Origin of the sequence: Sphingobium sp. B12D2B (assembly GCF_025961775.1) — a bacterium.
Taxonomy (GTDB): domain Bacteria; phylum Pseudomonadota; class Alphaproteobacteria; order Sphingomonadales; family Sphingomonadaceae; genus Sphingobium.
The window spans coordinates 2,996,780-3,009,444 of sequence record NZ_JAOQOH010000001.1 but is presented as its reverse complement, the minus strand read 5'-3'; the positions used below and the strand labels follow the sequence as shown (position 1 = coordinate 3,009,444).

Genomic DNA, 12,665 nt, shown 5'->3' with positions numbered 1-12,665 from the left:
CGGTCATGCGGCGACCGCCTGCTTCTTGGGCGTCCGCGCACGCAGATAGCTGTGCATATGGTCGGCGACGTCGCGGCCATCGCGGATGGCCCAGACGACGAGGCTGGCGCCGCGCACGATGTCGCCGGCGGCGAACACGCCATCGACGCTGGTCATCATGTTGCGATGGTCGACACGCAGCGTGCCCCAGCGGGTGACGGCGAGGCCGGGCTCGCCGAACAGCACCGGCAGATCCTCTGGGTCATAGCCCAGCGCCTTGATGACGAGATCCGCCGGGATGCTGGTCTCGCTGCCCGGCTCCGGCTCCGGCGCGCGGCGGCCGGAAGCGTCCGGCTGGCCGAGGCGCATGCGCGTCATCTTGACGCCGGTGACCTTCTCCGTGCCTTCGAAGGCGACAGGTGCGGAGAGCCAGACGAACTCGACGCCTTCCTCCTCGGCATTCTGCACTTCGCGCTGCGAGCCGGGCATGTTCTCCCGATCGCGGCGGTAGAGGCAGCGCACCGACTTGGCGCCCTGGCGGATGGAGGTGCGCACGCAGTCCATGGCAGTATCGCCGCCGCCGATCACCACGACATCCTTGCCGGTGGCGAGCAGCGAGCCATCCTCATGCGCGGGGACATGATCGCCAAAGCCGGCCTTGTTGGAGGCGGTGAGGAAATCGAGCGCCTTGACCACGCCGGTGGTCCCGACGCCGGGCGCCTTGATGTCGCGCGCCTTGTAGACGCCGGTTGCGATCAGGATCGCGTCATGCCGCTCGCGCAGCTCGGCCAGCGAGGCGTCCTTGCCGACCTCGAAGCCCATGTGGAACTGGATGCCGGCATCCTCCAGCCGCTTGACGCGGCGCATGACGACCTCTTTCTCCAGCTTGAAGCCGGGGATGCCATAGGTCAGCAGGCCGCCGGCGCGATCGTGACGATCGTAGACATGCACCTCATGCCCCGCCGCGCGCAGATATTCCGCCGTGGTGAGGCCACCGGGGCCAGCGCCGATGATGCCGACCGAGAAGCCGGTTGCCTTGCCGACCTGCACCGGCTCGACCCAGCCTTCTTCCCAGGCGGTATCGGTGATGAACTTCTCCACCGAGCCGATGGTGACGGCGCCATGGCCGGAAAACTCGATGACGCAGTTGCCCTCGCACAGCCGGTCTTGCGGGCAGATGCGGCCGCAGATCTCGGGCATGGTGGAGGTCATGTTGGAGAGCTCATACGCCTCGCGCAGCCGACCTTCCGCGGTCAGGCGCAGCCAGTCCGGGATGTGGTTGTGCAGCGGGCAGTGGACCGAGCAATAGGGCACGCCGCACTGCGAGCAGCGCGCGGCCTGATCCTCGGCCTTGGGCGTTTCGAACCCGTCCGAAATCTCATGGAAGTCATGCGCGCGTTCGTTCGCGGACCGCTTCTCCGGATAGGATTGCGGGCGAATGACGAATTTGAGCATCGGATTCTCGGCCATGGGCGGGGTCCTTCCTTTCGGCGCCGCACATAGGGACGACAATCGCGGAAGTCACGCGTTTCTCCACATTAAGGTCAGTGTTGCTGACCTATAATGTGGCGCGCGGCCATTTTTTAGGGTTTGGGCAGGCTATCTAAACCCCTTATAGGTCCGATCCGGTCCTACCGCATCAAAAGGGCGATCAGCGCAATCGACCCGGCTATGATTCGGTACCAGGCAAAAGGCTTGAAACCGTAGCGGGTCACGACGGCGACAAAGCCCTTCACGACGAACAGCGCAGTGATGAATGCCATGCCGAAACCGATGGCGATCATCCCCAGATCGTCGGCGTTGAGCAGCGCGCGATCCTTCCAAAGCGCATAGACCGTCGCTGCAAGCATGGTGGGTACGGCCAGGAAGAAGCTGTATTCGGCCGCCGTCTTGCGGTCGACGCCCATGGTCAGCGCCCCCAAAATGGTCGCGCCGGACCGGCTTACACCCGGGATCATCGCGATGCACTGCACCAGGCCGATGCCAAGCGCGGTGGTAAACGGCATGGTTTCTACGGACTTGACCCGCACGGTCTTCACCATCCGCTCCAGCACCAGCATCAGAATGCCGCCGATGATGAGGGCGACCGCCACGATCATCGGGGTCTGGATAGCGGCGCGCACCGCTTCATAGGCGAGAACGCCGATGACCAGCGCCGGCGCAAAGCCAAGGAACACGTTGCGCGTGAAGGCGATATCGTCCGGCCGGCCCTTCAGCAGGCCCGTGCCCACGCCCCAGAAGCGCTGCCAGTAGACAGCCATCACAGCGAGAATGGCACCGAACTGGATGGCGATCTTGAACGTCACGGACGATTCGCCGGTAAAGCCCAGCAATTCGCTCGCCAGAATGAGGTGGCCTGTCGAGGAGACGGGCAGAAACTCGGTCAGCCCTTCCAATATGCCCAGCAGAATGGCGGTGAAAACGTTGCTATCCATGCGGGCGCAATCCTTGAATCGAGGCGGGTGTCTGGCGCTGGCGGGCCGGGGAGCGCTGCAAGCGTGGGCGCCCGCAGCGGATCGTCAGGCCCGTGCCGTGACGCCGAACCGCCCCTGCTTGCGATATTGCTCCAGCCATGCCGGCGCAATCGCCGCCATCGGGGCTGGGGTGATGCCGAACCGCTCGAAGCCCGCCGCGCCCGGCGCAACGACATTGTCGCTCAGCAGCATCTCGAACTGGTCACGCGTGATCGGCGCGCCCGGTGCCCAGCCGGTCAGCATGGCCAGTGCCTTGGCCACACCGTCGGGGATGGGCAGGAAGCTGCACGGGCGACCGATCTCGGCCGCGATCCAGTTGTTGATCTGGCGCAGGGAGAGCGTGTCCGGGCCGCCCAGCTCATAGGTCTGACCAGCATGATCCTCGGGCTGAGTCGCGGCCTGCGCGATGGCGCGGGCGACATCGACCACGTGCACCGGCTGAAAGCGCGTCTCGCCACGGATCACCGGGACGATCTGGCCGGGCAGGGTCGATCCCGAGGCGATCAGGCGGGCAAAGCGGTTGGTGAACTGGTCGTCCTGCCCGAACAGGATCGAGGGCCGCACGATGGTCGCGCGCGGGAAGGCGCTGCGCACTGCCGCCTCACCCTCGGCCTTGGTCCGCCCATAGGCAGACGCACTGGCGGCGTCCGCGCCAATGGCGGAGACGTGAACCAGCGCCTCAAGGCGCGCCGCCGCCGCAGCCTCGGATATGGTCTGTGCGCCCACCACATGCGCGGCGTGCATATCGCCGGTCAGCAGGCCGACGAAGTTGACTGCGGCGGATGCGCCCGTGAGGGCTGCAGTGACCTGATCGGCGCGGGTGATGTCCACGGCCGCGAACTGGATCTGGCCCATGCCGCCCAGCGTGCGCAGCGCAAAGGCCTGGCGCGGATCGCGCTGGGCGATGCGTAGGCGATAGCCCTTCGCCAGCAGCTCCTGCGCCACGTGGCGGCCGACGAAACCACCACCCCCAAACAACACAATCGGCTTGTCCGTCGCTATCATGACTCTGTTCCGTCGTCCTTGCCCCGAGGGCCTGTCTGTCCGCGTTTGCGGTTCTCCTCTCCCTTGCATCAGGCCGCCATCCAAAACAACCGGGTGGATGCGCGACTCGACAGACGGCGGCGCAAATCGCGAGCGACGAGCGCATCATCCGGGCGAACGACGCCATATGGGGTCGAATATGGCGTGGCCCGCAAAAATAATTTCGCCGGCTTATTTCGCCCATGCAGCGTAAGAATAAGTTGCACATAAATGCACAACGCGCCGGTGATCTCGGCTGTGCGCTGTATAGTCTAGGCTGGGATCGTCGAGACTGCCGGTGGGCACGGCTAGGGTCAAGGCGACGCGACCGACTTTGCAGGGTGATCCAACTATCGGTCGATTACGGGCGTAAACTTTTGAACGTAAGCCACAATATTCCGAAATTTGACTTGACGGCGGATGATCGCACCGCGCGTGGTTGGAACGTGGCCGCGATTTTGCGCAATCCATCGAACAACGCCGCTGGCGCGACTTCCGCGAGCGGAGCACCAAGCGAAAACTTGTCTCCTGGCGTACTGCGACATTGCAAGGGGCGCATGGCTTTCCTGCCTTGCAGCATCGAAAAATGGCTGATTTCTGCGGCGCAGCGACGATTTTGCCTTGTCCGTGAACGCCCGCAGACCTATCTGGACGGCAAGCGCACTCAAGAACGCTGGACAGGTTCAGGACCGCTCCTTGTGAGCGTCACGAGCCTGACTTCATCAAGAGTTACCGAAAAGAAAAATTGAGTTTGCAGGAGTAACAGACATGAAAATCGTTGCCGCCGCCCTCGTCGCGGCTGGTCTGCTCGTCGGTTCGAGCGCCGGATTCGCCAAGCCCCGTGAAAATGTCGAAGTGCGCGTCTCCACGGACGGCGTGAACTTCGCCGACGCCGAGAGCGTCGACCAGTTTCGCGGTCGCGTCGCTCGTGAAATCGCCGCTGCCTGCAACCCGGGCAACCGCGTGAATGCCGATCTGGCGCCGGACTTCAAGTGCCGCAAGTCGATGAAGCAGGTCAGCGAGACCCGCATCGCGCAGCTGTCCAACAGCAATGCGCGCATGGCGACCATGGACTGATCCATCACGATCTCATCGTCGTTGAGCGGCGCGCCCTCGGTCATCGAGTGGCGCGCCGTTTGCGTTTGGGGCGTCGCCCAGCTGGCTGGCGTGGCCGGTTAGCGGGGCCGGATCATTCCGCCGGCTGGGCCGTTCCATCGGGCTTCCCGTTCTTGCCCATCAGCGCACGCAGGCGGCGGGTGACGGTCTGGGGCGAGGATGTGCCCCGCGCAAAGCGGCTGTAGAGCAAAGGCACTACGAATAGGGTGATGGCCGTCGCGATGCTGACGCCGAACACGATCACCCAGCCGATGGACGAGCGGGCATGCGCGCCGGCACCCCCGCCGATTGCCAGCGGAATGGCGCCTGCGACCGTGGCGATGGAGGTCATCAGGATCGGGCGGAGGCGGCGGACGGACGCGTCGCTGATCGCCACCAGAAAATCCCGGCCTTCGTCGCGCAACTGGTTGGCATATTCGACGATCAGAATGCCGTTCTTCACCGCGAGGCCGACCAGCATGATCATGCCGATCTGACTAAACAGGTTGATGCTGGTCCCCGTCACCGCCAAGCCAATAATGCCGCCCGCGGCGCCCAGCGGCACAGCGGAAATGATCACCAGCGGGTGGACGAAGCTTTCGAACTGGGCGGAGAGCAGCAGGTAGATCACCACCACGGTAAAGCCGAACGCGATCCAGATCGAGGTGCCGGTCTGCATGAAGCTGCGGCTCTCACCCTTATAGCCCACGGCGGTCACTTCCGGCGACTGGCGCGCCTGCTCATTGAGAAAGTCGAGTGCGCGCCCGAGAGAATAGCCCTCGGCCAGGCCGCCACTGAGCGTAATGGCGCGCATCTTGTTGAAGCGGCCCAGCTCGCGTGCCGTCGCCGCCTGCTTGACGATCAGCAGGTTGGAGAGCGGAACCAGTGCGCCGCCGGCGGCGCGGACATAGACTTTCGCCAGCGATGCCTCATCGTCGCGATTGAAGGATTCCGCCTGCAGGACGACATAATATTCCTCGCCGTCGCGCACATAGGTCGACGTGCGGCGCGACCCCATCATCGTCTGCAGCGCCTGGCTGATGTCATTGACGGAAATGCCGAGGTCACCGGCCCGCTGATGATCGATCTCGATCAGCAGTTGCGGCTTGTTCTCGACATAGTCGGCATCGAGATTGACGATGCCGGGGTTGTCGCGCGCCGCATCCAATATGCGGTCCCGCGCGACGGCCAGATCCTCATAGCTGGTGCCGGCAATCACGAAGCTGATCGGCTGGCCGCCGCGCGAAAGGCGGTTGGTGACGGTGGCGTTGCCGCGCACGGATGGCAGGCCTGCCAGCCGCTTGTTGACCTCCTGCGCGACGCTCTGCGAGCTTTCCTTGCGCTCGTCCCAATGCTTCATGAACACCGAGAGGCTGCTGCTGTTGAAATCGTCGGTGCCGCCGCCGAAACCGCCGATGCGCGCATTCATCCCGCGCACCGGGCCATCCTCGGCGACCATGGGCAGGACCAGCGTTTCGGCCTGGTGCAGATATTTGTCGGCCTGCGCAAAGCCCGTCCCTTCCGGGCTGTTGAGGCGGAGCTGGATCACGCCGGTGTCTTCCGCCGGGGCGAGTTCGGAATCCAGGCTGCGGAACAGCACCGCGCTGCCGGCGATCAGCAGTACGGACGCGACGATCACCGGCAGGGGGCGGCGGAGCACCGAGCCGAGCGCGTTGCGATAGCCGTTTTCCGTCCGCTCCATCAACCGGTCGATCTTGGCCGTCAGGCGGCCGCGCTGGCTGCCCTTGAGCAGCTTGGAGCACATCATCGGCGTCAGCGTGAGGGCGAGGAAGCCCGAGACGCCGACCGCGGCGATCATCGCCACCGCCAGTTCGCGGAACAGCGAGCCGGCCTGGCCGGAGAGGAACATCACCGGCACGAACACGGCGCATACCACCATGGTGGAGGCGACGACGGCAAAGCCGACCTGCCGCGCGCCGTAAAAGGCGGCAAAGAGCGGGTCTTCGCCTTCCTCAATACGATGATAGACATTCTCGAGGACGACGATGGCGTCATCGACCACAAGGCCGATTGCCAGCACCAGCGCCAGCAAGGTGAGCAGGTTGATCGAATAGCCGGCCAGCCACAGCACGCCGAAGGTCGTCAGCAGGCAGATCGGCACGGTGATCATCGGCACCAATGTCGCGCGGAGGCTGCCGAGGAAGAAGAATACCACGATGGTGACGAGCAGCGCCGCCTCGAAGATGGTGTGCCACACGCCGCGAATGGCCTCGTCGATGAACATGGTGCTGTCGCCACCCATGCGGATCTCGACGCCCTCGGGCAGGTTCTTGCTCAGATCCGCAACAGCCGCCTTGGCGGCTTGCGCCACCGCCAGCGTGTTGGCGCCTGACTGGCGAACGATGCCGAGGCCAACGCCTGTTTCGCCGTTGTAGCGGAAGATGGAATAGGGATTTTCCGGCCCTTCCTCGATGCGCGCGACATCGCCCAGGCGCACCTGATAGCCATCGCTGCCCCGTCCGATGACAAGCTGGGCAAAGTCCTGCGGGGTCGTGAAGTCGCGCTGGACGCGGAGCGATAGGTTTTGCGCCTCCGCCTCGATCCGCCCGGCGGGCAGCTCGACATTCTGCCGGCGCAGCGCGGCCTCGACATCGCCGGGGGTCAGCCGAAAGGCCGCCAGCCGATCGGCATTGAGCCACACGCGCATGGCGGGCTTGGCCATGCCAAGTTCGACGATCTGCGCCACGCCATCGATGGTCGAGAGTCGGTCAACCACGACCCGCGAGACGAAATCGCCGAGCTTGGTGCGGTCCCAGCCCGGCGCCATCACGGCAAAGAAGATGATCGGCTGGGAATCGGAATCGACCTTGCGCACTTCCGGCGGCAGGGCGTCGTCCGGACGGTCCGCCGCTCCGCCGGCGACCCGGTCGCGCACATCGTTGGCGGCCGCATCGACATCGCGTCCGGCGCGGAATTCGATCACGATGCTGGAGGTGCCGTCGCGCGAGGTCGAGCTGATCGTCTCGATCCCCTCGATGCCAGCAAGCCGCTGCTCCAGCGGCTGGGTGATGCGGTTCTCGATCACGCTGGCATTGGCGCCGGTATAGCGCGTTTCGACCGAGACGATGGGCGGGTCGGTGTCCGGATATTCGCGCACGGACAGGTTCATGAAGCCGACGAAGCCGATGATCGCGAGCAGGAGGGACATCACGGCGGCGACCACTGGCCGCCGCACCGAAATATCCGAAAGGATCATGGCCGCGCTTCCGGCGTGGCGGTGCCCTTGGGCGCGATCTCTTCAGTCTGCGCGCTATTGCTGCTTTCGACTTCGGCCAGACGCACGGGCCGGCCTTCCGCGACCTTCACCACGCCTTCGGAGACGACCAGCGCATCCTGCGGCAGGCCGCTCACTTCCATCAGCCCATTGTCTCGCAGCCCGGTGCGCACGTCCATCCGCTTGGCCTTGCGGTCCTTGTCGAGTGTGTAGACATAGCGCCGGTCACCCTGGCTCAGCACCGCAGTCTCGGGCACGGCGAGCGCGGTGCGCTGTCCGGTCTCGATGCGGACGGTCAGCAACATGCCGGGCTTGATCCGCGCGCCGGGATTGGGGAGCGTCGCACGGACCATGACGGCGCGGCTTGCCGGATCGATGACCGGATCGATGGTGCTGATCGTGCCCTGCAGCACATCATCGGGATAGGCCGAGGAGGAGGCCCGGATCGGCTGGCCGATGCGCAAGGCACCGAGCTGCGTTTCCGGCACGGTGAAATCCAGCTTGATGCGCGACAGGTCGCTGATCGTCACCAGTGGCGTGCCGCTGTTGACGATGGCGCCCTCGGAGATGGTGCGGAGCGAAAGATAGCCCGAGAAAGGCGCGCGGATCAGCCGGTCGCCAAGCTGGGCCTTGATGCCATCCTGACTGGCCCGGGCCTCGCTCAGGGCGGCGCGCTGCTGATCGAGCAGGGCGCGCGTGGCGAAGCCCTGCTCATACAGGCTGTTGACGCGGTCGAGCTGCGAGGCGGCCTCGGTGGCGCTTGCCCGGGCGCCGGCCAATGCTGCCTGCTCCTGCGCGTTGGAAAGCACCGCCAGCAACTGGCCGGACCGGACGAACATGCCATCATCGAACATCAGCCGCTCGATCCGCTCGGTCACATTGGCGGCAAGCGTCACCTGCTCATTGGCGCGCGCGGTGCCGACGGCCTGAATCTCGTCCCGGAAGACGTGGGTGGCAGGTTTTGTCGCCGATACCAGGGGCGGCTGCCGCTTCTGCTCGGTTTCGCCCTTGCCGCATGCCGCGAGAAGCGCGAGCCCGATCAGCAGGGTGCCCTGCCGCCACGAGGAGAGAGGATGCCCGGCGGCGCCCGGCAGCCGGTTTAGAAGGTCCACGGCGTCATCCATATCGATAGTAGATTTTGTCTACTTTGCCCCAGTTTCGATCAGCCAGCCACTGCTTTTTTGTGCAGTCGCTCAATGGCATCCAGCGAGGAGAGCAGAGCGCCCTCCATCCAGCAGCCATAATAAGACGCATGCTCGCCCGCGAGGACGATGCGGCCATCCATGGCGACCAGATTCTGGTAGTGCTGCGCGCGCGCCGCCTCCGACCAGGTGGCGCAGCATCCCATGATCCACGGCGTGCGGCTCCAGGCGAAGGAGACTCCGTTCATAAACTGCTTGCGATAGTCTTCCGGGTGGAACACCGATCCTTGCGCCAGCGCGGTTTCGATGCGCTGCTGCGGCGTCATGCCGGCCAGCGCATAGCCGCCGGCGCCGCCTGCAAAGGCCCCGAGCAGCACCGCCGGCTTGTCCGCGAAGAAGTCGAAGTTCGGGTAAGAGATCAGCGAAATCTGCTGGTCGGTGAAGCTGTGGCCACCATAGATCGCGTCCTTCTCCTCCCAGAAGCGGCTGCGCATCTCCAGGCCCATCTTCACCGAGTTGGAGTAGGGCACGGCGGCGATGGCGGCCTTGAGGGGAGCGCTCGCCTGCAGCTCGAGCTGGTTGAGCACGCCCAGCGGAATTGTGCAGACGCAATAATCTGCCTTCGCCTCATGCATCGCGCTGGAGGTCAGGTCCTGCCAGGAGACGGTGACGCCTTTCTCGCCCTGCGCGATCTTCGTCACCTTGGCATTGTAGGTGATCAGGTCGCCGACCTGCTTGGCAAAGCCCTTGCCGATCGTGTCCATGCCGCCCTTGGGCTGGAACATCGTCGTCTGCATCACATTGGTGAAGAAGAAGCTCATCTGCTGCCACACGCCGGAATCCAGCACATCGCCCAGATCGTTGATCTTGGAAGGCGTCGGCGCGCCGTTGACGCCGCCGCCGGGCGCGCGATCATAGCCGCGCTGGCCAGAGGTACGCAGGCCGCTGGTGTAATTCAGGTCGCCATCGAGCAGACCCCATTCCCGCAAGGCCTCGACCAGCTTCTCCTTGTCCTCCTTGGTGACCTTCTGATCGAGCGCGCCGGCATTCAGCGCCTTGCCGAGCAGCTCGGAGACATGGCCCTTATAATCAACGGCCAGCTCCTTGTAGCGCTGGGGCTTGCCGCCGAACGCCTTGCTGTTGTGGACCCAGGCATTGTGATTGAGCTGGATGAACGGCTCCAGCTCGACACCGAAGGCCTTGGTGTAATGGAGCAGGGTGCGATGATGGTGCGGGATGCGCCACGGGCCGGGGTTGAGGTAATTGCCCGGCTGGAATTCGCAGGTCTGCGTCGTGCCGCCGACCTCGACCACCTTGTCGCCACCGCGGATCGAGTAGTTCCGCCCGCCGGGCCGGTTTTGATATTCGAGGATCTGCACGGCATAGCCGGCCTTGCGCAGCTCATAGGCCGCGAGCATGCCGGCAAGGCCTGCGCCGAGCACCAGCACCTTGGCTCCCTTGGGCGCGCCGGAGAGCTTGGGCGGGCCGGTGAACTGGGTTTCGGCGGCATGGCCAAAGGCGGTCATGGCCTGATACATGGCCATGGCGCCGCCCGCCTTGCCAATCATCGCCAGCAGGTCACGCCGTGTCGGAGCCGTAAATTCGGTCATGCTCATGTCCCCCAAAAGTGCCGGGCCGTCCCCACGGCTCAGCACGTGCTGCAATCGCGCGTCGACGATCCGTTCGCGGCGATGACGCGCTTGACGTCGGCGGCCGTGACGGGATCGGGATAGTTATTGAAGTGGCTGCGCGCGTAGGTCGCGACGGCGGCCATCTGCTCGGGCGTGAGCATGTCCGTGAACCAGGGCATGCCGCCGCGCCCCTTGACCAGGATCGTGGCGATGAAGTCCTTGTCCGCCAGGTTGGCGTTGCCCGCGATGGCCGGGATCGCCGCGCCGGCGCCGGCCCCGCCCTTGCCATCCGCCATGTGGCAGGCCTGGCAGATCATCTCATAGACCTCCTTGCCCTCATTGGAGATGTCCACGCTGGTCGGCCCGCCGCCTGGCGCATCCTGCGCGCGGACAGCCACCGTGGCGGCGAGGAGAGCGCCCGCCAGAGCGAGCGCGGCGGCGGTTTTGAGGGTCATGGCGTCAGGCTCCGGTGGCGCGCTGGTGGATACGGGTGATGGCGTCGAGCGCGGAGAGGAGCGAACCCTCCATCCAGCCGCCGTAATAAGAGGCATGTTCGCCCGCGAGGACGATGCGGCCATCCATCGCGACAAGGTTCTGGTAATGCGCGGCGCGGGCGTCGTCCGACCAGCGCGAGGTGCAGCCCAGGATCCAGGGCAGGCGGCTCCAGGCCACCGACGTGCCGTTCATGAACTCCTTGCGATAGGCGGCCGGGTGGAACACCGAGCCCTGCGCCAGTGCCATCTCGATGCGCTGGGCGGGCGTCATGCCGGCAAGCTGGAACCCGCCGGCATCGCGGGCGAAGGCGCCGAGCAGCACGGCTGGGCCGTTGCCGAACATCCTGTCATTGGGGTAGGAGATCAACCCGATGATCTGATCGGTGAAGCTGTGGCCGCCATAGATGGCGTCGTCTTCTTCCCAGAAGCGGCGGCGCATCTCCAGACCGATCTTCACCTGCCCGCTATAGGGCACGGCGCGCATCGCGGCCTTGAGTGGCGCACCGACCTGCATGTCGAGCTGGCTGAGCACGGGGAGGGGGATGGTGTTCACGCACCAGTCGGCGCTGCTCTGGCCGGTCTTGCCGCTGGGAATATCCTGCCAATAAGCGGTGACGCCCTTGTCGTCCTGCGTGATGCGGGTGACCTTGGTGTTGAGCTGGACCACCGGGCCGACAGCGCGGGCGAAGGCCTTGCCGATCATGTCCATGCCGCCCTTGGGCTGGAACATGGTCGTCTGCATCACATTGTTGAAGAAGAAGCTCATATGCGCCCAGATGTCGGACGAGAGCACGTCGGACAGGCTGTTGATCTTCGAGGGTGTGGGCGCGCCGTTGACGCCGCCGCCGGGCGCGCGATCATAGCCGCGCTGTCCGGAGACGCGCAGGCTGCTGGTGAAATTGAGGTCGCCATCGAGCAGGCCAAAGTCGCGCAGGGATTCGAGCAGCTTTTCCTGATCTTCCTTGGTCACCGCCTCATTCAGCGCGCCCGCATTGAGCGCCTTGCCGAGCAGGTCGGAGACATGGCCTTTGAAATCGACCGCAAGCTCCTTGTAGCGCTGCGGCTTCCCGCCGAACGCCTTGCTGTTGTGGACGAACGCATTGTGATCGAGCTGGATGAACGGCTCCATCGCCACGCCCAGCGTCTTGCAATAGTGCAGGAGCGAGCGGTGATGGTGCGGAATGCGCCACGGGCCGGGATTGAGGTAATTGCCGGGCTGGAAGGCGCAGGTCTGCGAGACGCCGCCGACTTCCACGACCTTGTCGCCACCACGCACCGAGTAATTCCGGCCGCCGGGGCGATCCTGATATTCGAGTATTTCGACGGCATAGCCCGCGCGCTGCAACTCATAGGCAGCAACGAGACCCGCAAGGCCGGCGCCGAGGATCAGCACCTTCTTGCCCTTGGGCGCGCCGGTGAGCTGGGGCGGGCCGGTGAATTGCGATTCCGCCGCATGGCCCAGCGCTGTCATCGCCTGATAGAGCGCGACCGTGCCGCCGACCTTGCCGATCATCGCCAGCATATCCCGCCGGGTCGGCCGCAGTGATGTCGTCATCCTTGCTTGTCCTTTGATGCCGGTGCCCGGTGGAAAA

10 protein-coding genes are annotated in these 12,665 nt (G+C 65.0%); 2 read left to right on the top strand and 8 right to left on the bottom strand.

Going from position 1 to position 12,665, the window contains the following annotated elements:
- Positions 1-3: 3 nt before the first annotated feature.
- From M2335_RS14200 to M2335_RS14190, 3 genes are all read right to left on the bottom strand, one after another.
- Complete coding sequence (locus tag M2335_RS14200; RefSeq protein WP_264578202.1) at positions 4-1,449, bottom strand: NAD(P)-dependent oxidoreductase; 1,446 nt, start codon at positions 1,447-1,449, stop codon at positions 4-6.
- A gap of 161 nt (positions 1,450-1,610) precedes the next feature.
- Positions 1,611-2,414, bottom strand: coding sequence for an undecaprenyl-diphosphate phosphatase (locus tag M2335_RS14195; RefSeq protein WP_264595099.1), 804 nt, complete (start codon positions 2,412-2,414; stop codon positions 1,611-1,613).
- 84 nt (positions 2,415-2,498) lie between these two features.
- Positions 2,499-3,458, bottom strand: coding sequence for a complex I NDUFA9 subunit family protein (locus M2335_RS14190; protein ID WP_264595098.1), 960 nt, complete (start codon positions 3,456-3,458; stop codon positions 2,499-2,501).
- A gap of 395 nt (positions 3,459-3,853) precedes the next feature.
- Between M2335_RS14190 and M2335_RS14185 the strand changes: the two genes are divergently transcribed.
- Both M2335_RS14185 and M2335_RS14180 read left to right on the top strand, forming a co-directional pair.
- A complete protein-coding gene (locus M2335_RS14185; protein WP_264586596.1) occupies positions 3,854-4,225 on the top strand; it encodes a hypothetical protein in 372 nt (123 codons plus the stop codon).
- Positions 4,226-4,244: 19 nt separating this feature from the next.
- Complete coding sequence (locus tag M2335_RS14180) at positions 4,245-4,553, top strand: UrcA family protein (RefSeq protein WP_264572066.1); 309 nt, start codon at positions 4,245-4,247, stop codon at positions 4,551-4,553.
- A 112-nt stretch (positions 4,554-4,665) separates the two neighbouring features.
- Here M2335_RS14180 and M2335_RS14175 read toward each other — a convergent pair whose 3' ends face one another.
- The 5 genes from M2335_RS14175 to M2335_RS14155 are packed head-to-tail and all read right to left on the bottom strand — an operon-like array spanning position 4,666 to position 12,628.
- Complete coding sequence (locus M2335_RS14175) at positions 4,666-7,788, bottom strand: efflux RND transporter permease subunit (RefSeq protein WP_264595097.1); 3,123 nt, start codon at positions 7,786-7,788, stop codon at positions 4,666-4,668.
- Positions 7,785-8,930 (bottom strand): efflux RND transporter periplasmic adaptor subunit, encoded by a 1,146-nt coding sequence (locus M2335_RS14170; RefSeq protein WP_264595096.1) that lies wholly within the window; start codon positions 8,928-8,930, stop codon positions 7,785-7,787. Before M2335_RS14170 ends, M2335_RS14175 begins: the two co-directional genes overlap by 4 nt.
- A 38-nt stretch (positions 8,931-8,968) precedes the next feature.
- Complete coding sequence (locus tag M2335_RS14165; RefSeq protein ID WP_264595095.1) at positions 8,969-10,558, bottom strand: flavin monoamine oxidase family protein; 1,590 nt, start codon at positions 10,556-10,558, stop codon at positions 8,969-8,971.
- Positions 10,559-10,596: 38 nt separating this feature from the next.
- Positions 10,597-11,034 (bottom strand): c-type cytochrome, encoded by a 438-nt coding sequence (locus M2335_RS14160; RefSeq protein WP_264576522.1) that lies wholly within the window; start codon positions 11,032-11,034, stop codon positions 10,597-10,599.
- Positions 11,035-11,038: 4 nt separating this feature from the next.
- On the bottom strand, positions 11,039-12,628 hold the full coding sequence (locus M2335_RS14155; RefSeq protein WP_264595094.1) for a flavin monoamine oxidase family protein: 1,590 nt from the start codon (positions 12,626-12,628) through the stop codon (positions 11,039-11,041).
- Positions 12,629-12,665 lie beyond the last annotated feature (37 nt).

What these genes read in the sequence shown, in the direction of transcription:
- M2335_RS14200 (WP_264578202.1), bottom strand. Translation starts at nt 1,449, where the DNA reads ATGGCCGAGAATCCGATGCTCAAATTCGTCATTCGCCCGCAATCCTAT.
- M2335_RS14195 (WP_264595099.1), bottom strand. Translation starts at nt 2,414, where the DNA reads ATGGATAGCAACGTTTTCACCGCCATTCTGCTGGGCATATTGGAAGGG.
- M2335_RS14190 (WP_264595098.1), bottom strand. Translation starts at nt 3,458, where the DNA reads ATGATAGCGACGGACAAGCCGATTGTGTTGTTTGGGGGTGGTGGTTTC.
- M2335_RS14180 (WP_264572066.1), top strand. Translation starts at nt 4,245, where the DNA reads ATGAAAATCGTTGCCGCCGCCCTCGTCGCGGCTGGTCTGCTCGTCGGT.
- M2335_RS14175 (WP_264595097.1), bottom strand. Translation starts at nt 7,788, where the DNA reads ATGATCCTTTCGGATATTTCGGTGCGGCGGCCAGTGGTCGCCGCCGTG.
- M2335_RS14170 (WP_264595096.1), bottom strand. Translation starts at nt 8,930, where the DNA reads ATGGATGACGCCGTGGACCTTCTAAACCGGCTGCCGGGCGCCGCCGGG.
- M2335_RS14165 (WP_264595095.1), bottom strand. Translation starts at nt 10,558, where the DNA reads ATGACCGAATTTACGGCTCCGACACGGCGTGACCTGCTGGCGATGATT.
- M2335_RS14160 (WP_264576522.1), bottom strand. Translation starts at nt 11,034, where the DNA reads ATGACCCTCAAAACCGCCGCCGCGCTCGCTCTGGCGGGCGCTCTCCTC.
- M2335_RS14155 (WP_264595094.1), bottom strand. Translation starts at nt 12,628, where the DNA reads ATGACGACATCACTGCGGCCGACCCGGCGGGATATGCTGGCGATGATC.